A 19,701-nucleotide genomic window follows, 5' to 3' on the forward strand; every position below is an offset into this window, starting at 1 on the left:
CCGCTCACCTGCGGCGCACGCCCGCCTCCTCCCCGTACTCGCCGAGGAGTACGACGCTCAGGGTGGCTCCGGCGAACACCTTGACGGCGCGGAAGGCGTCGCCGAAGGGGTGCCGCTGGCCGCCCCGCACGGGGGTGGCACCGGAGCGGACGGAGGCTACGGACGCGGAGGTGAAGGCTGCTGTGCTCATGTATCCATGGTTGCTTCCGGGGGCGGCGGCGCCATCCGCCTGCGGGTCGAACCTCCGTCGTCTCCCCGTACGACTCCGGGTGGACGTCTCCCCCACAGGATGGTGGAGTCCGCCCCCTAGGGGACTGCGGACGCCGTACACCGGATATTGATTGGCCTCCGCCTCCTCCGGTCCCCTAGGATCTCCGCTCTTGCCCGCCTCCCGTCGTGGAGCGCCGCCGCCCGGACGGAAACCGGTCGGCACTCGACGTCACACCCGAGCAGCAGATACGCGGCACTTCGTGCCGCAGGTATCCGGAGGCACCCCCTTGTCCAGCCCCGTTTCCGTTTCCGACGACCCGGTTTCCGACGACCCCCTCGGCCGCGAACGCTCCCATCTCTCCGCCTCCCGAGCGGCCCTGCGCGCCATGCGTGAGGACGCGGAGTCCCTCGACATCAAGGACGTCACGGCGAACTGGGTCAACGCGGCGGTCCTCTCCCGCCAGATCGGGGAGCGGATCAAGGCCCTCGCCGACCTCAGTCACACCCCGCTGTTCTTCGGCCGCCTCGACTACCTGCACGCGCCCGGCGCCGAGCAGGCCGAGGGCGCGGAGGGGGAGCAGTTCTACATCGGGCGCCGGCACGTCCACGACGCCGACGGCGACCCCATGGTCATCGACTGGCGCGCGCCGGTGTCCCAGCCGTTCTACCGCGCCTCGAAGACGGACCCGCTCGATGTCGCCCTGCGCCGCCGCTTCGGGTACACCGGCGGGGACCTCACGGCGTACGAGGACGAGCACCTGTCCGACCCGGCTGATCCATCGAAGGCAGCGACCACCAGCAAGCTGCTCCAGCAGGAGATCGAGCGCCCGCGCGTGGGCCCGATGCGCGACATCGTGGCCACCATCCAGCCCGAACAGGACGAGATCGTACGCAGCGGGCTGGGCGGCTCGGTGTGCGTGCAGGGCGGTCCCGGCACCGGGAAGACGGCGGTCGGTCTGCACCGCGTCGCCTATCTCCTCTACGCCCACCGCGACCGGCTGGCCCGTACCGGCACGCTCGTCATCGGGCCGAACAGCTCCTTCCTCCACTACATCGAACAAGTGCTGCCCGCGCTGGGCGAGTTGGAGGTCAAGCAGGCCACCGTCGACGACCTGGTGGCCCATGTCGAGGTGCACGGTACGGACGACGCGCCGGCGGCGATCGTCAAGGGTGACGCGAGGATGGCGGACGTCCTCCGGAACGCCGTCTACTCCCACGTGACCCTGCCCACCGAGCCCGTGATGGTCGTACGGGGGTCCAGGCGCTGGCGCGTCCCGGCGTACGAACTGGAGGAGATCGTCCGGGAGTTGCTGGACCGGGGGATTCGTTACGGCGCCGCCCGCGAGGCCCTGCCGCAGCGCATCGCGCACATGGTGCTGGTGCAGATGGAACGGTCGGGCGAGGCCCCGGACGACCGTGTGCAGGACGCTGTCGCCCGCAACACGGCGGTGAAGGCGGCCGTGAAGGCGGTCTGGCCGCCCGTCGACCCCGCGAAACTCGTCCTGCGGCTGCTCACCGACGCCGACTTCCTCGCCGCGCACGCGGCCGGAATCCTCGACGAGGACGAGCAGAAGGAGATCCTCCGGACGAAGCCGGTACGGTCCGTTAAGGCGGCCAAGTGGTCAGCCGCGGACGCCGTGTTGATCGACGAGACGATCGACCTGGTCCAGCGCACGCACTCCCTCGGGCATGTCGTCCTGGACGAGGCGCAGGACCTCTCGCCCATGCAGTACCGGGCGGTGGGCCGGCGCTGCACGACCGGCTCGGCGACCGTCCTCGGCGACCTCGCGCAGGGTACGACGCCCTGGGCGACGCGGAGTTGGGAGGAGGCGCTGGGTCACCTGGGCAAGTCGGACGCGGTGGTGGAGGAACTGACGGCGGGTTTCCGCGTCCCGACGGACGTGATCACGTACGCCTCACGCCTACTGCCGCACATCGCGCCGGGTCTGACGCCGGTGGCGTCGGTGCGCGAGAACCCGGGGTTCTTCGACGTACGGCCGATCAACGACGACCCGGCCGAAGTGGTGGCCGCCTGCGAGGAGTTGCTGCGCAACGAGGGCTCGACGGGCCTGATCGCGGCGGACGCCCGTGTCCCGGCGCTGGCGGAGGCGCTGTCGGCAGCCGGCCTCGGCCACCTCTCCCCGGGCGAGGAGACGACGCAGGAGACCCGGCTGACCCTGGTCCCGGCGTCGCTCGCCAAGGGCCTGGAGTACGACTACGTGGTCCTGGACGAACCCCAGGCGGTCGTCGACGGCGAACCGGACGAGCGCACGGGCCTGCGGCGGCTGTACGTGGCCCTGACCCGAGCGGTGTCGGGCCTGATCGTGGTGCACGCGGCGCCACTACCGGGCGAGCTGACCTGACACCCACCCGTTCGCCGTCGCTATCCAGCCCAGGCCCTGGTATTTCAGCCCGTCCGGCGTTTGAGGACGAGGCCCCTTCAGGGCCGAAGCGGGGGTCTGGGGGCGGCAGCCCCCAGGAACGGGACGGGTAGGGGCGGCGGGGGCGAGAAAACCCCCGTCACCCCCCGTCCAGCACCCCCCGCCACTCCGCAACCGCCCCCACCGACACCGGCCTCCCCCACCCCTCCGGCCGAGCCGCACCCCCGATATGAAACGCGTCCACACCCCCCGCCCGCAGCCGCGCCACATGCTCCAGCCGCAACCCACCCCCCACCAGCAGCCGCTGCTCATACCCCGGCTCCCCACCCCGCGCCGCCTCCGCGAGCAGCGTGGGAAGCCCGTCGTCGACCCCCACCGCCGAACCGGCGGTGAGGTAGGTGTCCAGCCCGGGGAACCCGTCGAGCTGCTTGCGCAACGCATCCCGGTCGACGGCATGGTCGATCGCCCGGTGGAACGTCCACCGGCAACCGTCGATCTCCCCCACGACCCGCTCGACGGCAGCGAGATCGACACCACCGTCCGCCCCGAGGAACCCCAGCACGAACTCCTCCGCACCGGCCCCCCGCAACTCCCCGGCGACCCCGACCAACCGGTCGACGTCCCCGGCACCGAACCCGTCCGCCAGCCGCAGCATCACCCGCAGCGGAATGTCGACGGCGTCCCGGATCCCGGCGAAGGCCGCGACCGTCGGGGTGAGCCCGTCGGCGGCCATGTCGGTGACCAGCTCCAGCCGGTCCGCCCCTCCGTCCCGGGCGGCGACGGCGTCCTCGACACCGAGGGCGATCACCTCCAGCACTGCGCGCCGGCTCATCGGACCCCTTCCCTTGGATTTCCTTGGATTCCCGTGGATACACATTTGAGCGATCGGAACGATCGGAACGACTGGAACGACTGGAACGACTGGAACGACTGGAACGACTGGAACGACTGGAACGACTACAGGTCTAGTCCAATCCAAGAGTACGCCCGAGCCCAGCCCCCGTCACTCACCGCAGCACCACCCCCACTCCGACCCACGCGGACGGCAGAATGCCCGCATGCCCGATCAAGCCGACCTCGACGACCTCCGCGCCCGCTGGACCCAGACCCTGGAAGCAGCCCGCGCCACCCCCGCCAACAGCCTCACCCCCGACCCGGACCCCACCCCCTACGCCGACAACCTCCTCGCCCGCTACCAGGAACCCCAGCGCCGCTACCACACCCTCACCCACCTCACCGCGGTCCTGGACCACATCGACGTACTGGCTGAGGCCGGGTACGCGGACGACCCCGCCCTGGTCCGCCTCGCCGCCTGGTTCCACGACGTCGTGTACGCCCCGGACCGCTCCGAGAACGAGGAGCGCTCCGCCCGGCTGGCCGAGCGGGCCCTCCCCGAGGCGGGCGTCTCCCCGGCAGGCACCGCGGAGGTGGCCCGGCTGGTCCGCCTCACCGTCACCCACGCCCCCGCGCCCGGCGACCGCAACGGCGAGGTCCTGTGCGACGCGGACCTCGCGATCCTGGCCGCGTCCCAGGACACGTACACCGCGTACACGGCGGCCGTACGCGAGGAGTACGCCTTCGTCCCTGCGGACGCCTTCCGGGAAGGCCGGGCCGCGGTGCTGCGCCAACTCCTCGCCCTGCCACAGCTGTTCCGGACGCCGTACGGCACGCGGCACTGGGAGGAGCCGGCGCGCGCCAACATCACGGCGGAGCTGACCTGGCTCGAAACGGACTCGGGGCCGGTTTAATCCGTGTCCGTCACCGCACCCCACCCCCTATCCTCACCGCATGCTGAGCACGGGCGGGAACGAAGTGGACGAGGCTGTCGCGAGCGCGGTGGCGCTGCTGCGGCAGGCGCTGGACCGCGACTGGGCGGAGATCAACGCGGGGCGGCTGGAGTGGAGTTGCCGACGGACGGCCGAGCACGTCGCCAGCGACCTCATCGCGTACGCGGGGCAGTTGGCGGGGCGGGCGCAGAGCGCCTACACGCCCTTCGACATCACCATCGACGGCCGTGAGGACGGTCTGGACGCCGCCGACAACGCGGGCATCGTCGACGTCCTCACGACGACCGGCGCCCTGCTCACCGCCGCCGTCCGCACCGCCCCCCGTGACGCGCGCGGCTTCCACCCGTACCCCTTCCGCAGCGCGAACCGCGAGGGCTTCGCCGCGATGGGCATCGCCGAAGTGCTGCTGCACACCCACGACATGGCCGAGGGCCTGGGGCTGCCGTACGAAGCGCCCGCGCATCTCGCGGAGTTCGTCCTCACCCGGATCTTCCCGCACGTCCAGCCCGGCCCGGACCACTGGCAGAACCTGCTCTGGGCGACCGGCCGCGCCGACCTCCCCGGCCGCGCCCGACTCACCGAGTGGCACTGGACCAACAACATCGTCCTCGACACCGAACGCCTCCGTCTGGAGGGCGTCAACCCGGCCGCCGCCGCCGATCTGAGCGCGGGCGGCACCGGCGGCTTCGACTGGATCGAGGGCGGCCCCTTCGAGGGCACGCGGGAGGCCGCCGGGATGACGACGAAGGCGTACGAGGCGGGCGTACACCGCCCGGAGTTCGGCCTGTTCGTGCTCGTGCGGCGGGAGGACGACCGCGCGGTCGGCGGCATGGGTTTCCACGGCGCCCCCGACGAGGAGGGCAAGGCCGAGGTCGGCTACGACCTCGCGGAAGCCGCCCGCGGCAACGGCTACGCCACGGAGGCGCTGCGCACGCTGGCGGAATGGACGCTGGCCCGGGCCGACGTACGGTCCCTGTTCGCGACGATCGAGCCGCACAACACCGCGTCCCAGGGAGTGATCGCCCGCGCGGGATTCGTGCCGGTGAGCGCGGAACCCGACGAAGAAGGCCTCCAGGCCTACGAGTTGCGCGGCTGACGACCAAGCCCACCAGGCCGACCGGGACGACCCGGCCGGTCCTACCGGTCCGCCTTCTTCCGCCTGCGCAGCCCCGCCCCGTGCAGCAGCCGCACCACCTCGCGGCTGCTGACCTCGACCGCCCCGGCGGCCACCACATCCCCGTACCGATGCGACGGAATGTCGTAGTGGTCGCGCTCGAAGGCCCGCGCGGGTACCCCCAACCCGTCGGCGAACGAGTGCAGTTCCTCGTACGAGACATCGCTCACGAGGTGTGACCACAGGCGGCCGTGCCCGGGCCAGACCGGCGGGTCGATGTAGATCGTCACGACGACGCCGTCCCGCCCGAGGCGGAGTCCAGCCGCCCGACCGCCGAGACCCGCACCCCCGCCTTGTGACACACCCACTGCGGATCGGGTCCCAACTCCGGTTCCACCTCGAGCGCGTGCGGATCGCCGCCGCCGCAGACCGGGCACAGGGGCCAGCGGCCGTATGTCTCCAGCAGGGCGTCCTGGACGTCCTGGGCGACCAGCCCGGTCACGAAGTCCGCACCGTCCGGCCACTGTTCGACCCACCAGCGGCGCTGTACGACCGACTCCTCGACCATCGAGACGACATCCGCCTCGGCGACCTCGCGCGCGGCCAGGTCGGCGAGGACGAGGGCGCGTGCCGCGTGCAACGCCTGCTCCAGGCGGGTGATGGGGGCGTCGGGGTCGCCGGTGGGGGTCATGCACCCATTGTGCGCACTCTTGACCGTACGTCCGAATGGAAAATATCTTTCATCATGTGAGCCGAGACGTGAAGGAAATTTTCGGAGCAGCAGCGGGCACAGCCCGTGGAGCTGGTGGAACCGGTGGAACGGGTGGGCCGGGTGTCACCCCGCCCGCGCCCGCCGCCCTCGCCGCCAAGGTGCGGACGCTTGCGCCCTCCATGACCCGCTCCATGCAGCGCGTCGCCGAGGCGGTCGCCGCCGACCCGGCCGGCTGCGCGGCGCTCACGGTCACCGGCCTCGCCGAGCTCACCGGCACCAGCGAGGCGACGGTCGTCCGTACGTCCCGGCTGCTCGGCTACCCCGGCTACCGCGACCTGCGCCTCGCCCTCGCGGGCCTGGCCGCCCAGCAGCAGTCGGGGCGCTCCCCCGCCGTGACCGCCGACATAGCGGTCGACGACCCGATCGCCGACGTCGTGGCGAAACTGGCGTACGACGAGCAGCAGACCCTCGCCGACACGGCCGCCGGGCTGGACATGGCCCAGCTGTCCGCCGCCGTCGGCGCGCTGGCCGCCGCCCGTCGCATCGACATCTACGGCGTCGGCGCCTCCGGTCTGGTCGCCCAGGACCTCACCCAGAAGCTGCTGCGCATAGGGCTGATAGCGCACGCCCACAGCGACCCGCACCTCGCCGTGACCAACGCCGTGCAGCTGCGCGCGAAGGACGTCGCCGTCGCGATCACGCACTCCGGGTCGACCGGGGACGTCATCGAGCCGCTGCGCGTCGCCTTCGAGCGCGGGGCCACGACCGTCGCGATCACCGGGCGGCCCGACGGGCCCGTCTCGCAGTACGCCGACCACATCCTGACCACCTCCACGGCCCGCGAGAGCGAGCTGCGCCCGGCGGCGATGTCGTCCCGCACCAGCCAACTCCTGGTCGTGGACTGCCTGTTCATAGGCGTGGCGCAGCGAACGTACGAGACGGCGGCCCCCGCGCTCTCCGCCTCCTACGAGGCCCTCGCCCATCGCCACACCCCGCGCAACAGCGGCACGACAGCACGCCGCTAGGCCCGCCCGCGCCCGGGCGCCTCCCCGTCCGGGCCGCACACCGACAGCCACAACACCGGTAGCCGCACCGTCACAGCGTCGTACCGGAAGATCCGAAAGAGCCGCACGCCATGACCTCAACCGCTGACGCCTCCTCCAACCACCGCGCCCTGAAAGAGGAGTTGGAGTCGCTGACGACCGAGGCGTTCCGCCCGGAGCTGGCCGAGATCGACCAGCTTCCCACCCTCGACATCGCCAGGCTGATGAACGCCGAGGACACGACCGTCCCGGCCGCCGTCGCCGAACGGCTCCCCGAGATCGCCGCCGCGATCGACGCCCTGGCCGCCCGGATGGCACGCGGAGGCCGACTGGTCTACGCGGGCGCGGGTACCCCGGGCAGGCTCGGCGTACTGGACGCCTCCGAGTGCCCGCCCACCTTCAACACCGACCCCGCGCAGGTCACCGGCGTGATCGCGGGCGGCCCCGAGGCCATGGTCACCTCCGTCGAGGGCGCCGAGGACTCCAAGGAGCTGGCGGCCGGTGACCTCGACGCGCTCGGCGTCGGCGCCCTGGACACGGTGGTCGGCGTCTCGGCGTCCGGCCGTACGCCGTACGCGGTCGGCGCCGTCGAACACGCCCGCGCGCTGGGCGCGTTGACGATCGGCCTGTCCTGCAACGCGCACAGCGCGCTCGCCGCGGCGGCCGACCACGGCATCGAGGTCGTCGTCGGGCCCGAGCTGCTGACCGGCTCGACGCGTCTCAAGGCGGGCACGGCCCAGAAGCTCGTCCTCAACATGCTGTCGACGATCACGATGATCCGGCTCGGCAAGACATACGGGAACCTGATGGTCGACGTACGGGCGTCGAACGAGAAGCTCCGGGCCCGCTCCCGCCGGATCGTCGCCCTGGCGACCGGTGCGGGCGACGAGGAGATCGAGGCGGCGCTCGCGGCGACGGACGGGGAGACGAAGAACGCGATCCTCGTCGTCCTCGGCTCGGTCGACGGCGCGACAGCCGCCCGCCTCCTCGCGGAGAACGACGGCCACCTGCGCGCGGCACTGGCGGCGGCACCCCACTGATTCACTCACCCGTTCGCGGGTCGGGCAGGATGGGCGCCATGACCGAGATCCACACCCCTCGCCTTCTCCTCCGCCGCTGGACCGACGACGACCTCGTGCCCTTGTCGGAGATCCTCGCGGACTCCCAGGTCATGCGCTGGATCGACGACGGTTCGGTGCGCGACCTGGAGTACACGGCGGAGGCCATCGAGCGGTGGGAGGAGGAGTGGGACGAGGAGGGCTTCGGTCTCTTCGCCGTCGAACTGCTCGCCTCGGGTGAACTGATCGGCGCTGTCGGCCTGTCCGTGCCCGATTTCCTGCCGGAGGTGGCGCACGACGTCGCGATCAGCTGGCTGCTCGGCTCCCAGTTCTGGGGCCAGGGATACGCCTCCGAGGCCGCCCACGCCACCCTGGAGTTCGCCCTCCAGGACCGCGGCCTCGACCGCGTGATCAGCATCAGCCGAGGGGGCGACGACGCCTCCGAGAACATCATCCGCAAGCTGGGGCTGACGGAGGAACGGGACACGACACACCCCGTGTACGGCCACCAGCTGCTCGTACACGCGATCGACCTGACGGAGTTCGAGGCGTAGGCCCGAACCGGTCGGTCGGCATACCCGCACTCGCGCCCGCGTTGTCAGTGGCGTGTGCGACGGTTGAGACCGCTGCGCGCCCAGCGCAACGCACGCCCATACACATGCAGGTATGCCCGCACGCCGAAGGGACGATGACCGTGAACCACGCCCAGCTGACCGCCCTCGGGCGAGCCCTGCGTGTCCTCGGCGAGCACGGGGACGCGCTCAGCGGAGACACCGCCGACACGAAGCTGCACGAGATCAAGGCCGACCTGAAGCGGGCCCTGGCGATCCTGGACGACACGGTGGCCGGGGCGGCGCCCACGACCCGCTGCGCCGAGCACCCCAACGGCCCGGTCGACGAGAGCGCGGGCGACCTCTGCCTGCTCTGCGAGACGCGCCGCCGCAGCGCCCGCCGCTCCCAGCAGAACGGCACCTACCCGCAGGCCCGCCACGCGGACCCGGACACGGCGCCCCCCGAGCGCACGATGTCCCGCTACGGCGTACGCGCCGACCGCCCCGAGTCCCAGCAGCGCTGGATCCCCGAGGTGTGGACCGGCCAGAACTGGCAGCTCTGCGGCACCCCGCGCCGCGACCGCCAGGAGGCCGAGCGCTACCTCTCCGCCGAACGCCGCGCCCCCCGCCCCGGCATCGCCTACCGCCTGGTCCACGAGTTCACCGACTACGAGGTCCTGCGCATCTGGGGCACACCGAGGAAGGTGGACATCGAGCCGATGGGGAACCTGTGAGCCCGGCACAGCGATGAGTCGCGACAAGGAGCGATGAGTTTCGGGAGCGGGCCAGGTCCAAGGGTGTGACAGCCGCACTCTGAACCCGTAGGAGCTGTGATGAGCACCGTGGTCATGCACGCCGTCGTTTCCGTGGACGGTTTCATCGCCGACGCGGACGACCAGGTCGGTCCCCTGTTCGACTGGTACGGCAACGGCGACGTTCCGCTCGACGCGGAGAACGTGGCCTTCAAGATCTCGCAGCCCTCGGCCGCGTACGTCAAGCCGATGTGGGCGGGCATCGGGTCGACGGTGATCGGACGCCACCTGTTCGACACCACCAACGGCTGGGAGGGGAAGCCACCGGCCGGCGAGCACGTGGTCGTCGTCTCGCACCGGCCCCGGCCCGACGGGTGGCACCCCGAGGCGTCGTACCACTTCGTCGACGACGTGACGCGGGCGATCGCGAAGGCCAGGGAACTCGCCGGGGACCGCACGGTCGCCGTGTCGGCCGGCGACGTCGGCGGGCAGGCGTTCGCCCTCGGCCTGGTGGACGAGGTGGCGATGGACGTCGTACCCGTCGTGTTCGGCTCGGGCAAGCGCTACTTCGGGGCGACGGACGCGCGGCATCTGCTCGACGACCCGCACACGGTGATCCAGGGCGACCGGGTGCTGCACCTGCGCTACCGGGTCAGCCGGACGCACCGCAAACCTTGATCCACACGACCGGGTGAACCAGGTCCCTCGTCCGAGGCAATGTGGCCGGATCAGCGGCCGGTGATCGTCAATGCTGCGGGTGTCCGCATCATCGCTCCGCATCATTCCTTCGCGGGAGACCATCCTTGAACGTCCGCCGCTTCCTGACCACCGCCCTCGCCGTCGTCGGCCCCCTGACCAGCGCCCTGGTGCTCGCCGTCGCCACCCCGGCGGCCACCGCCGCCGCGAACCCCTGCGGGTTCTACGAGACGGGCAGCGACGCGTACTACAACCACTGCACGGGCGACGGCTCACACATCGTGATCGAGGTGGAGGTGTGGGGCCCGAACTACGAGAAGTGCGTGCTCCCCGGCGATACCTGGCTCGGCAGCAGCAGCAAGATCGACGGTGCGTTCTACGTCGGCCGCACCTGCTGACCTGACCTCGGCTCAGCCGATCCGGCCCGACCTCGTCCCGGGCCGGATCACCCGCCCGCCGCCTCAAGGCAGCCGCCCCTCCAGGTTCACCGCCGAGCCCGCAGCACATCCCCGGGCGCCGCCTCGCGCAACGCCTCCGGCGGACAGTCCCGAACCCGCAAGACCCGAAGCTCGCGTCCCGGGCGGAGGCGTGGTCGGCGTTCGTCGGGAACCTCAAGCCCTGAGCGTCCTCAGCTCTACCCGACCCGCCCTGAGCTTCGGGATTCGGGCATCGAGCCCTCTTTCTGAGGATTGGGTGGTGGGCCTCAACCCACCCACCCTCCCTGCGTGTTGACTTGACGCGTTCGGCTTGCCACGCAGAGTCACGAGGAGCTAGCGTGCCGAAATAGCAAACAAACAACCCCCGCCAGGTGCTGGAACACCTGCGGGGGTCTGACCTCCGAGATCGAAAAGAGCGAGCGATCCCGTGGCTGAAGCCAACTTTAGTGGTGCCGTCCTGCCCGCGCACACGACCCCGCCTCACCCGATGGCGAATCCGGGTTACGGCAAGCGCGACGCCCCCGACCAACGCCCCCGCACGAACCACGACTTCGAACATCTGCCGCCGCGCGAGGCAGCGGTCGCGGCGTACATCGACCGGTTGCCCGGCGGGGCCGACATCTCCGTGAAGACGCTGGCCAAGCACCTCCCGTACGGCCAGTGCGCGCTCCGCACGACCCTCAACAACCTCCACCAGGCGGGCCACCTGCGCCGGGGGCGCGAACACCTGACCGGCACGGGCAGCCAACTCTGGATCACCCGAACGTGGTTCACCCGCACGGCACGAGGCGACGACTGGTGGGCGGCGTTCACGCGGGGAGACGTACCGGCGGAGTCGCCGGAGGAACCGGGCCGCCGTCCGACCCGCTCCCGCGCGTTCATCCTGCTCGCCGCCCTCGGCCGTAGCACGGCCGCCCTGTCCCTCTCCGAGGCGGACTGTGCGGCGCTGGCCCCGCTGGTCGCGGAGTGGTTCGAGCGAGGGGCGAACGAGGAATCCGTACGGCACGCCGTGACCGCCGGCCTGCCTACCCCGGTCCACCACCCGGCCGGTCTGATCCGCAGGCGCCTGACCAGCAAGCTCCCGCCGGAGCCCGTCGCCGTACGGCCACCGCTGCGGATGCTGGAGTGCGCGAAGTGCGGCGTGCCGGGGCGGGCGGAGGCGCTGGCGGGGGGCGTGTGTGGGGAGTGCCGGGGCGAGTGCGCCCTCGCTCACCGCGATGCGCCCCCGCTCGCACCGACAATCCACGCCCGTGCGGCAGAGATTCGCGCTGCGATGGCACATAAGCGGCAGGAAAGGACACTCGTGTAACGGGATCCTCCGTCTGAGAGCGGGGGCTTTCAGCCCGACCGGCTGATGGCCCGCTGTTACCAGCACCAGCCAACTGATATGGAGGTGACCGAAGTTGGCTACGTTCCACGCAGGACAGAAGACCCACCCAGCTGTGCTTCCTCAGCAGTTGGCTCTGGAATTCGAGTCAGCAGACAACCCCGGGATCAGGGACGAAACGGGGCTCGGACGAGGCAAGGCATCCGGTGTGGGACATGTGCGAGGGGAGATCACGGGCAGTGCACCTGCTGCCGGTGGCGTCACCCCGGACCATCAGGTCCGGGAGCCCGGCCGTGAGGCCGACCGTGCCGTGTTCGTCCTGGACAAGCACGGCACACCATTGCAGCCCACCAGCCCCGCCAGGGCCCGCAAGCTCCTGGTATCCGGCCGTGCGGTCGTCGCCCGGCACACACCGTTCGTGATCCGTCTGAAGGACCGCACCGCCGACGCCTCGGAGGTCGACGGTGTCGAGCTGGGCATCGACCCCGGCTCCAAGCACACCGGCCTGGCTGTGTTCACCGCCCGGGACGGTGAGCGCCGGGGCCGGTTCGCGGTCCAGCTCGACCACCGGGGCGCCGCGATCAGCAAGAAGCTGGAGCAGCGATCCGCCTACCGGCGGGGCAGGCGTACCCGCAACCTGCGCTACCGCGCACCCCCGCTTCCTCAACCGCACCCGGCCGAAGGGCCCGGAGGGGGTGGCGATGTCCCACACCGCCGCAGCGTCCTGAGCCGACTCGGCGGATCGCATGTTCGTCAGGCTAGGCGACATTCGTCCAAGACGCGATGCCCGAGTCCCGACACGCTGACGTCCTCGGTAAGCACCCCGGACCGGAGGGACCACTCGTGACACGCTCGTCGATCGACCCGTTCACATCAGCCGTCGAACTCGCCGCGGCCATACGCCGAAAGGAGTGAGCCCGGTCGAGGTGGCCGATTGCTGTCTCGAGCGGATGGACGAGCTCGATCCCCGGCTGAACGCCTTCTGCCACCGGGCCGACGATCGACGTCCGCAAGGCCGCGGCCACCGCGGCTGACGCGGTGGCGCGGACCTCCTGGTCACACCCACGATGGCAGGCCTCCCGCCACTCGTCGGTGCCTGGCGGGCAGGCACCGACGACGATCCACTGACAGCACTGCTGAACAGCTACCCGATGGCCGTGTTCACGTCACTGTTCAACGTGACAGGCCAACCGGCGATCTCCCTCCCCCTCCACCACGACGACGCCACCGGCCTGCCCGTCGGCATCCAGATCGTCGCCGCACCGTGGCGGGAGGACCTCCTGCTCCAGGTGTCCCGCGCCCTTGAGCCCGCGCACCCGTGGATCGATCGCCGCGCGCCCCTCAGCTGAGCGCGGCGGCTCTTCCCGAGCCAGATCGGTAAGGACGGTCGAGATCTGGTGTGGTGCGCCGGACAACGTTCGCCCTGCAGCACCGCTGGAAAACCTGTCGAAATAGTTTCCCCGGCCCGGCCGAGGATGGCCCCTTCCTGCCCCCTGATGGGTGCTTGGGCGAATGCCGGGTCGAGGTCTGGAGGGTTCCTTCCCCGCCTGCCCAGGGGGCCGCAGCAGCCCGCTCCACCCATCACCATATGCCGTCTGACCTGGCCTTTAATCCCCGCCGTTCCTATCATCGATCTCGGTCGAAAGGGGGCCGGATGGACCGGACCGTACGCACCGTCGAGGACGTTCTCGCGCTCCTGGACGCACTCTTCACATCTCAGTCCGAGGCCGGCCGCTCGGCGACCGGCGACGGCAAGGACTTCTGGGACCACTTCTACGCCGACCGGTCAAGGCCCGTCCCGTTCTTCGCGGCGAAGCCGGACGAGAACCTGGCCGCCTACCTCGACCAGGGCCTGATTGCTCCCGGTCGAGCCCTGGACCTGGGGTGCGGGCCGGGCCGCAATGCTCTGTACCTCGCAGCGCGCGGCTTCGAGGTGGACGCAGTCGACCTCTCTCCCGTTGCCGTCGCCTGGGGTGAGGACCGGGCTCACGAGGCCGGAGTCGACATCCGCTTCATGTGCGGTGACGCTTTCGCGCTCCCTGCCAACGAGTTGAGCGGCCCGTACGACCTGGTCGTCGACTCAGGGTGCTTCCACCACCTACCGCCTCACCGCCGGGTCAGCTATCTGGCGCTCCTCGACCGCGTCCTCGCCCCTGGCGGCCACCTCGCACTCACCAGCTTCGCCGCCGGCGATGCGGGAATGGGGTCGGAACTCACCGACGCTGACCTCTACCGTGAACGCGAGCTGCAGGGCGGCCTCGCCTACACACCCGAATCGCTGCGCTGGATCTTCTCTGACCTGGTAGAGGTCGAACTGCGCCGCATGCGCGAGGAACCCCCTGAGTCAGCGCTGTTCGGCTTGACGTTCCTGTGGACCGCGTTGTTCCGTCGGGGTGCGGCTGTGTCAGGCGACGGTGGCCCCGTCCACGACGGCGCGTAGGCGTCGGTCGTCCTCGTTCTCCAGGCGGTCCAGGAGGTCGTCGGTGCTCCTACCGGGGAGCCCTCGCCCGCGAAGCCGCTGATGAAGTCGCCGTCGAGGCCGACCGAGCCGACGGTGACCGTCGTCCGGGCGGAGCGGTCAGCCCTTGACCATCTTGCTCTCGACACCGGGAAACCCCTTGTCCCACCAGTGTCCGTAGCGCCGGTAGACAGCTGGGTCGCGGTCGGTGAGCAGTGAGGACAGCCTCTCCGCCTCCTCCGTCAGACCTTGCCACTCGGCCTTGCCGAGTTTGCGGAAGGTGGTCAGTTCCAGCCCGCCGTCGACTGCGCGCCACACTCCGGCGACCTGCCCGTCGACGAGCAGGCAGGGCAGCATGTCGCCGTTGCGCCGGACGACCAGCGGCCGGTACTCCAGGGGCATCACCCGCCCGGGGACGGCGTGGGCCAGCAGCGTGCTGTCCCACATCGGCAGCAGCCTCGGCGGCGCCGGGGTGTCCTCGTCAGGCACGGTTGCCCCTGCCAGGTCGAACAGGGCGGCGCGGCCCGGACCCGCCACCCGCACCACCTGGTCGCCGAGCTCGTGCAGCGCCTGAGTTATCACCGGGCGCCCCAACAAGGTGAACCGGGCGAAATCCTGAGCCGACGCAGGCCCGAACCCCCGCAGGTAGGCGAGCAACAGCCGCCGCACCCCGGTTGCCGCGTCCTGTGTCGCGGACCCGGGGGCAGTGGGGGAGGCGAGGTAGGTGTTCGGCTGCGTGAACGACCACGGGCCGCCGGTCGGAACGTGATGTATCGGCGCGTACGTCCGCAGCGCCCACCACACGCGGTGCGCCCGCTCGCCGAACCGCGCCGTGACCTCCTCCTCCACCTCGGCGCCCGTACGGGGTCGCGCCAGGAACTCGGCAAGCTCCGGGAGCAGTTCGTCGGCGTCTGCGTGGGTCAGGTCTGTCGAGGTGAAGCGGCGGTCGTACACCCGCGACGCCCGCAGAGTGCTCAGCATGGCGGCGTGGTAGGCCGCGTAGTCCTCGGCGTGGACGGCGTGCAGGGTGATCCGCATGAGGGTCGCCTTCACGATCCTGCGGTCCGCGAACGCCGCGTCGAGCTGCTCGGGCTCGAAATCCCGCAAGCGGTTCCACAACGCCAGGTACGGCGACGCCGGTGTCTGCGCCTGCAGAGCGCAGACCCGGCGGACCGCCTCCGCCACATCAAGGCGCTGACGTTCGAGCAGGAGCTGGCGGTCCAAGGTGGCCAGGGCGAGCTGACGCGCTGTGAGGATCACGCCCCAGATTATGCCGCCCCCTCCCACACACGGACGCGGGCGCCGAAGCCCAGGCCGGGGAACCGGACCTGGGCTTCGGCGTGTGTCCGTGGTGCCGGGTGGCGGGCAAACGCCGGCCGCCGGCGGCACAGTTCAGCCGGAGATCAGCTCAACGACCCCAGCGCCGACGCCTCGTAGGCCTTCAGCTCGCCCGTCCTGTCCTCCAGGACCTTCGCCGCCCACTCCGGGTCCTGGAGCAGAGCGCGGCCGACCGCGACGAGGTCGAACTCCTCGTTCTCCAGGCGGTCCAGGAGGTCGTCGATGCTCTTGACCGGGGAGCCCTCGCCCGCGAAGCCGTTGATGAAGTCGCCGTCGAGGCCGACCGAGCCGACGGTGATCGTGGGCTTGCCGGTGAGCTTCTTCGTCCAGCCGGCCAGGTTGAGGTCCGAGCCGTCGAACTCCGGGAGCCAGTAGCGGCGCGTGGAGGCGTGGAAGGCGTCGACGCCGGCCGCCGCGAGCGGGGTCAGGACCGACTCCAGCTCCTCGGGGGTCTCGGCGAGGCGCGCGTCGAAGGCGCCCGACTTCCACTGCGAGTAACGGAAGAGGATCGGGAACGACGCGGACACCGCCCCGCGTACCGCGGCCACGATCTCCGCCGCGAACCTCGTACGGGCGACCAGGTCACCCCCGTACGCGTCCGTGCGGCGGTTGGTGGTGGACCACAGGAACTGGTCGAGCAGATAGCCGTGGGCGCCGTGCAGTTCGACCCCGTCGAAGCCGATGCGCTCGGCGGCCACCGCGGCCTCGACGAACGCGTCGATGACGTCGTCCAGGTCCTGCTGCGTCATCTCCTTGCCCGCACCGGCGGTGCCGTCCAGCCGCAGACCGGACGGGCCGACCGGCGGGGCGTCGGCGAACGGGGGCTGCCCGGCCTCCCTGACCATGCCGATGTGCCACAGCTGCGGCACGATCTTCCCGCCCGCCGCGTGCACGGCGTCGGCGACCTTCGCCCAGCCCGCGAGCTGCTCCTCGCCGTGGAACCGGGGGACGCCGTCGCTGTCACCGGCGGATTCGTGTCCGACGTAGGTGCCCTCGGTGACGATCAGACCGACCCCGGCGCCCGCGCGGCGCGAGTAGTACGAGGCAACGTTCTCGCCGGGTACCCCACCGGGCGAGAACTTGCGCGTCATCGGCGCCATCACGATCCGGTTCGGCACGGTCAGGCCGTTCAGCGTGACGGGGCGGGACAGGATCTGGGCCGCGCGGGAGGTCTGGGCGGGGGCTGTCACGTGGGGGCTCCTTGGGAGGGACGGGAGATGAGCGGAGGTGTAGATGCAATTGCTTGCATGTGCATCAACTCCGGTCCTCCGGTCCTCCATTCCGGTCCGCCGGGGATGTCTGCTGTGATCCCCGCCACTGTGCGCGCCGCGACCTCGGAGGTCCCGCAAACGCCCGAGGGCGGCACCCTCCCCGTAAGGAGAAGGGTGCCGCCCTCGGTACGAAGGACGGTGATCAACCAGAGGTCGATCAGAAGTCCATGTCACCGCCCGGCATGCCGCCACCGGCGCCCGCGCCGGCACCGGCCTTCTCCGGCTTGTCGGCGATGACGGCCTCGGTGGTGAGGAAGAGCGCGGCGATCGACGCGGCGTTCTGCAGCGCGGAGCGCGTCACCTTCGCCGGGTCGATGATGCCCTCGGCGATCATGTCGACGTACTCACCGGTCGCGGCGTTGAGGCCGTGGCCGACGGGAAGGTTGCGGACCTTCTCGACGATGACGCCGCCCTCGAGACCACCGTTGACGGCGATCTGCTTGAGCGGGGCCTCCAGGGCGAGACGCACGATGTTGGCGCCCGTCGCCTCGTCACCCGTCAGCTCGAGCTTCTCGAAGACCGAGGAGGCCTGCAGCAGGGCCACGCCACCACCGGCGACGATGCCCTCCTCGACGGCCGCCTTCGCGTTGCGAACGGCGTCCTCGATGCGGTGCTTGCGCTCCTTGAGCTCGACCTCGGTGGCGGCACCGGCCTTGATGACCGCAACACCGCCGGCGAGCTTCGCCAGGCGCTCCTGGAGCTTCTCGCGGTCGTAGTCGCTGTCCGAGTTCTCGATCTCGGCACGGATCTGGTTGACCCGGCCGGCGACCTGGTCGGCAGAGCCGCCGCCGTCGACGATCGTGGTCTCGTCCTTGGTGATGACGACCTTGCGCGCACGGCCCAGGAGGTCCAGGGAGGTGTTCTCGAGCTTGAGACCGACCTCCTCGGAGATGACCTCGCCACCCGTGAGGATCGCGATGTCGTTCAGCATCGCCTTGCGGCGGTCACCGAAGCCCGGAGCCTTGACCGCGACGGACTTGAAGGTCCCGCGGATCTTGTTGACGACCAGGGTCGAGAGCGCCTCGCCCTCCACGTCCTCGGCGATGATCAGCAGCGGCTTGCCCGACTGCATGACCTTCTCCAGGAGCGGGAGCAGGTCCTTGACCGAGGAGATCTTGGAGTTGGCGATGAGGATGTAGGGGTCCTCGAGCGACGACTCCATGCGCTCCATGTCGGTCGCGAAGTACGCCGAGATGTAGCCCTTGTCGAAGCGCATGCCCTCGGTGAGTTCCAGCTCCAGACCGAAGGTCTGGGACTCCTCGACGGTGATGACGCCTTCCTTGCCGACCTTGTCCATCGCCTCGGCGATGAGCTCGCCGATCTGCGTGTCGGCGGCGGAGATGGAGGCGGTCGAAGCGATCTGCTCCTTGGTCTCGACCTCCTTCGCCTGGTCGAGCAGGGCACCGGAGACGGCCTCGACGGCCTTCTCGATACCGCGCTTCAGCGCCATCGGGTTCGCACCCGCGGCCACGTTGCGCAGTCCTTCACGGACCAGCGCCTGGGCCAGGACAGTCGCGGTCGTCGTGCCGTCGCCGGCTACGTCGTCCGTCTTCTTCGCGACTTCCTTGACCAGCTCGGCGCCGATCTTCTCGTACGGGTCCTCGAGCTCGATCTCCTTGGCGATGGAAACACCATCGTTGGTGATCGTGGGGGCGCCCCACTTCTTCTCGAGGACGACGTTTCGGCCCTTGGGGCCGAGGGTGACCTTGACGGCGTCGGCGAGCTGGTTCATCCCGCGCTCGAGACCGCGCCGTGCCTCCTCGTTGAACGCGATGATCTTGGCCATGTGAAGTGGTCCTCCCGGACAGGGGTGGATGCTCCGGACCGCGCTGGCGCCCGCGACGGACGGCCTGCCTGCCTCGGTGATTCCTTGCACCACCTGGCCTGCGGGCCTCACCCACTCGGTCCTTCGGTAGCACTCTCACCTTCAGAGTGCTAACGCCAATGATTAGCACTCGCCCCTGCCGAGTGCAAGCCGCTCTCGAAGATCCGCAGGTGAACAGGGGGGCGCCTACGGGCCGGTAGCCACGCCGACAGCCACGGAGACAGACATGCCGATGGGCCCGCACCCCGTGAGGTCCCACGAGGTACGAGCCCATCGAATCCTTCAACGAAGGAAGAAGAACGTCGCTTGCGGTGCGCCGGCGCGTTGCTTCAGCTGGTCGCCAGACGGACCATGTCCGCCTGCGGCCCCTTCTGGCCCTGCGAGATCTCGAAATCGACCCGCTGACCTTCCTCGAGGGTGCGGTAGCCGTCCATCTGAATCGCGCTGTAGTGGACGAAAACATCCGCACCACCGTCGACCGCGATGAAGCCGTACCCCTTCTCCGCGTTGAACCACTTGACGGTGCCCTGAGCCATGCCTAACTCCCCTATTACTGGCCCTTGCACGGATCCGCACTTCGCGAATCCGGGTCAGACCTCACCCCCCCAACCGGTGGAGGTGTGCGCCGGAACGCGTCGACCGCGGCCGAATGTATCTGTCCAACTGCCCTCTGCAACAGGTCAATCGGACGAGAAATCCGGGCACACCAGGTCAGTAAATATGCGGAGAATTCACGCGGAT

General features: G+C 70.4%; 21 protein-coding genes. 13 read left to right on the forward strand and 8 right to left on the reverse strand.

Annotation, left to right across the window (positions count from 1 at the left end):
* Nucleotides 1-4 precede the first annotated feature (4 nt).
* Entirely contained in the window at nt 5-190 is a 186-nt protein-coding gene (locus ACW4TU_RS19990) for a hypothetical protein (protein WP_457429370.1), read from the reverse strand.
* Between the two features lie 307 nt (nt 191-497).
* On the opposite strand from ACW4TU_RS19990, the gene ACW4TU_RS19995 reads away from it, so the two are divergent.
* Nucleotides 498-2,573 (forward strand): HelD family protein, encoded by a 2,076-nt coding sequence (locus ACW4TU_RS19995; protein ID WP_457429371.1) that lies wholly within the window; start codon nt 498-500, stop codon nt 2,571-2,573.
* A gap of 157 nt (nt 2,574-2,730) precedes the next feature.
* On the opposite strand, the gene ACW4TU_RS20000 is transcribed toward ACW4TU_RS19995, so the two are convergent.
* A complete protein-coding gene (locus tag ACW4TU_RS20000; protein ID WP_457429373.1) occupies nt 2,731-3,423 on the reverse strand; it encodes a copper homeostasis protein CutC in 693 nt (230 codons plus the stop codon).
* 226 nt (nt 3,424-3,649) lie between these two features.
* Between ACW4TU_RS20000 and ACW4TU_RS20005 the strand changes: the two genes are divergently transcribed.
* A complete protein-coding gene (locus tag ACW4TU_RS20005; protein WP_457429375.1) occupies nt 3,650-4,339 on the forward strand; it encodes an HD domain-containing protein in 690 nt (229 codons plus the stop codon).
* A gap of 40 nt (nt 4,340-4,379) precedes the next feature.
* Nucleotides 4,380-5,474, forward strand: a complete 1,095-nt coding sequence (locus tag ACW4TU_RS20010; RefSeq protein ID WP_457429377.1) for a GNAT family N-acetyltransferase — start codon at nt 4,380-4,382, stop codon at nt 5,472-5,474.
* 41 nt (nt 5,475-5,515) lie between these two features.
* On the opposite strand, the gene ACW4TU_RS20015 is transcribed toward ACW4TU_RS20010, so the two are convergent.
* Both ACW4TU_RS20015 and ACW4TU_RS20020 read right to left on the reverse strand, forming a co-directional pair.
* Complete coding sequence (locus ACW4TU_RS20015; RefSeq protein ID WP_457429378.1) at nt 5,516-5,782, reverse strand: DUF4031 domain-containing protein; 267 nt, start codon at nt 5,780-5,782, stop codon at nt 5,516-5,518.
* Nucleotides 5,779-6,183, reverse strand: coding sequence for a hypothetical protein (locus ACW4TU_RS20020; RefSeq protein WP_457429380.1), 405 nt, complete (start codon nt 6,181-6,183; stop codon nt 5,779-5,781). Before ACW4TU_RS20020 ends, ACW4TU_RS20015 begins: the two co-directional genes overlap by 4 nt.
* 56 nt (nt 6,184-6,239) lie before the next feature.
* On the opposite strand from ACW4TU_RS20020, the gene ACW4TU_RS20025 reads away from it, so the two are divergent.
* From ACW4TU_RS20025 to ACW4TU_RS20070, 10 genes are all read left to right on the forward strand, one after another.
* Complete coding sequence (locus ACW4TU_RS20025) at nt 6,240-7,229, forward strand: MurR/RpiR family transcriptional regulator (protein WP_457429381.1); 990 nt, start codon at nt 6,240-6,242, stop codon at nt 7,227-7,229.
* A 110-nt stretch (nt 7,230-7,339) separates the two neighbouring features.
* Nucleotides 7,340-8,287: an N-acetylmuramic acid 6-phosphate etherase gene (gene murQ / locus ACW4TU_RS20030; RefSeq protein ID WP_457429383.1), complete on the forward strand. Its 948-nt coding sequence runs from the start codon at nt 7,340-7,342 to the stop codon at nt 8,285-8,287.
* 38 nt (nt 8,288-8,325) lie between these two features.
* Entirely contained in the window at nt 8,326-8,859 is a 534-nt protein-coding gene (locus ACW4TU_RS20035; protein ID WP_457429385.1) for a GNAT family N-acetyltransferase, read from the forward strand.
* Between the two features lie 140 nt (nt 8,860-8,999).
* A complete protein-coding gene (locus ACW4TU_RS20040) occupies nt 9,000-9,590 on the forward strand; it encodes a hypothetical protein (protein WP_457430209.1) in 591 nt (196 codons plus the stop codon).
* A gap of 99 nt (nt 9,591-9,689) precedes the next feature.
* A complete protein-coding gene (locus ACW4TU_RS20045) occupies nt 9,690-10,286 on the forward strand; it encodes a dihydrofolate reductase family protein (protein WP_457429387.1) in 597 nt (198 codons plus the stop codon).
* Nucleotides 10,287-10,411: 125 nt separating this feature from the next.
* The gene (locus ACW4TU_RS20050) at nt 10,412-10,702 is read left to right on the forward strand and encodes a DUF6355 family natural product biosynthesis protein (protein WP_457429389.1); all 291 of its coding nucleotides are present in this window, start codon (nt 10,412-10,414) and stop codon (nt 10,700-10,702) included.
* 526 nt (nt 10,703-11,228) lie between these two features.
* Complete coding sequence (locus ACW4TU_RS20055) at nt 11,229-12,050, forward strand: hypothetical protein (protein ID WP_457429390.1); 822 nt, start codon at nt 11,229-11,231, stop codon at nt 12,048-12,050.
* Between the two features lie 226 nt (nt 12,051-12,276).
* Nucleotides 12,277-12,915 carry an RRXRR domain-containing protein gene (locus ACW4TU_RS20060; protein WP_457429392.1) on the forward strand — a complete coding sequence of 213 codons (639 nt, stop codon included), beginning with the start codon at nt 12,277-12,279 and terminating at the stop codon, nt 12,913-12,915.
* A gap of 220 nt (nt 12,916-13,135) precedes the next feature.
* A complete protein-coding gene (locus ACW4TU_RS20065) occupies nt 13,136-13,417 on the forward strand; it encodes an amidase family protein (RefSeq protein ID WP_457429394.1) in 282 nt (93 codons plus the stop codon).
* A 305-nt stretch (nt 13,418-13,722) separates the two neighbouring features.
* The gene (locus ACW4TU_RS20070; RefSeq protein WP_457429396.1) at nt 13,723-14,508 is read left to right on the forward strand and encodes a class I SAM-dependent methyltransferase; all 786 of its coding nucleotides are present in this window, start codon (nt 13,723-13,725) and stop codon (nt 14,506-14,508) included.
* A 138-nt stretch (nt 14,509-14,646) separates the two neighbouring features.
* Here the strand turns inward: ACW4TU_RS20070 and ACW4TU_RS20075 are convergent, their stop codons facing one another.
* From ACW4TU_RS20075 to ACW4TU_RS20090, 4 genes are all read right to left on the reverse strand, one after another.
* Complete coding sequence (locus ACW4TU_RS20075; protein WP_457429398.1) at nt 14,647-15,786, reverse strand: winged helix DNA-binding domain-containing protein; 1,140 nt, start codon at nt 15,784-15,786, stop codon at nt 14,647-14,649.
* Between the two features lie 143 nt (nt 15,787-15,929).
* Nucleotides 15,930-17,054 carry an NADH:flavin oxidoreductase gene (locus ACW4TU_RS20080; protein ID WP_457429400.1) on the reverse strand — a complete coding sequence of 375 codons (1,125 nt, stop codon included), beginning with the start codon at nt 17,052-17,054 and terminating at the stop codon, nt 15,930-15,932.
* Nucleotides 17,055-17,292: 238 nt separating this feature from the next.
* Nucleotides 17,293-18,921, reverse strand: coding sequence for a chaperonin GroEL (groL, locus tag ACW4TU_RS20085; protein WP_189145221.1), 1,629 nt, complete (start codon nt 18,919-18,921; stop codon nt 17,293-17,295).
* A 368-nt stretch (nt 18,922-19,289) separates the two neighbouring features.
* Nucleotides 19,290-19,496 carry a cold-shock protein gene (locus tag ACW4TU_RS20090; protein WP_019057200.1) on the reverse strand — a complete coding sequence of 69 codons (207 nt, stop codon included), beginning with the start codon at nt 19,494-19,496 and terminating at the stop codon, nt 19,290-19,292.
* Nucleotides 19,497-19,701: the final 205 nt, after the last annotated feature.

It is taken from the genome of Streptomyces kryoterrae (assembly GCF_054072135.1).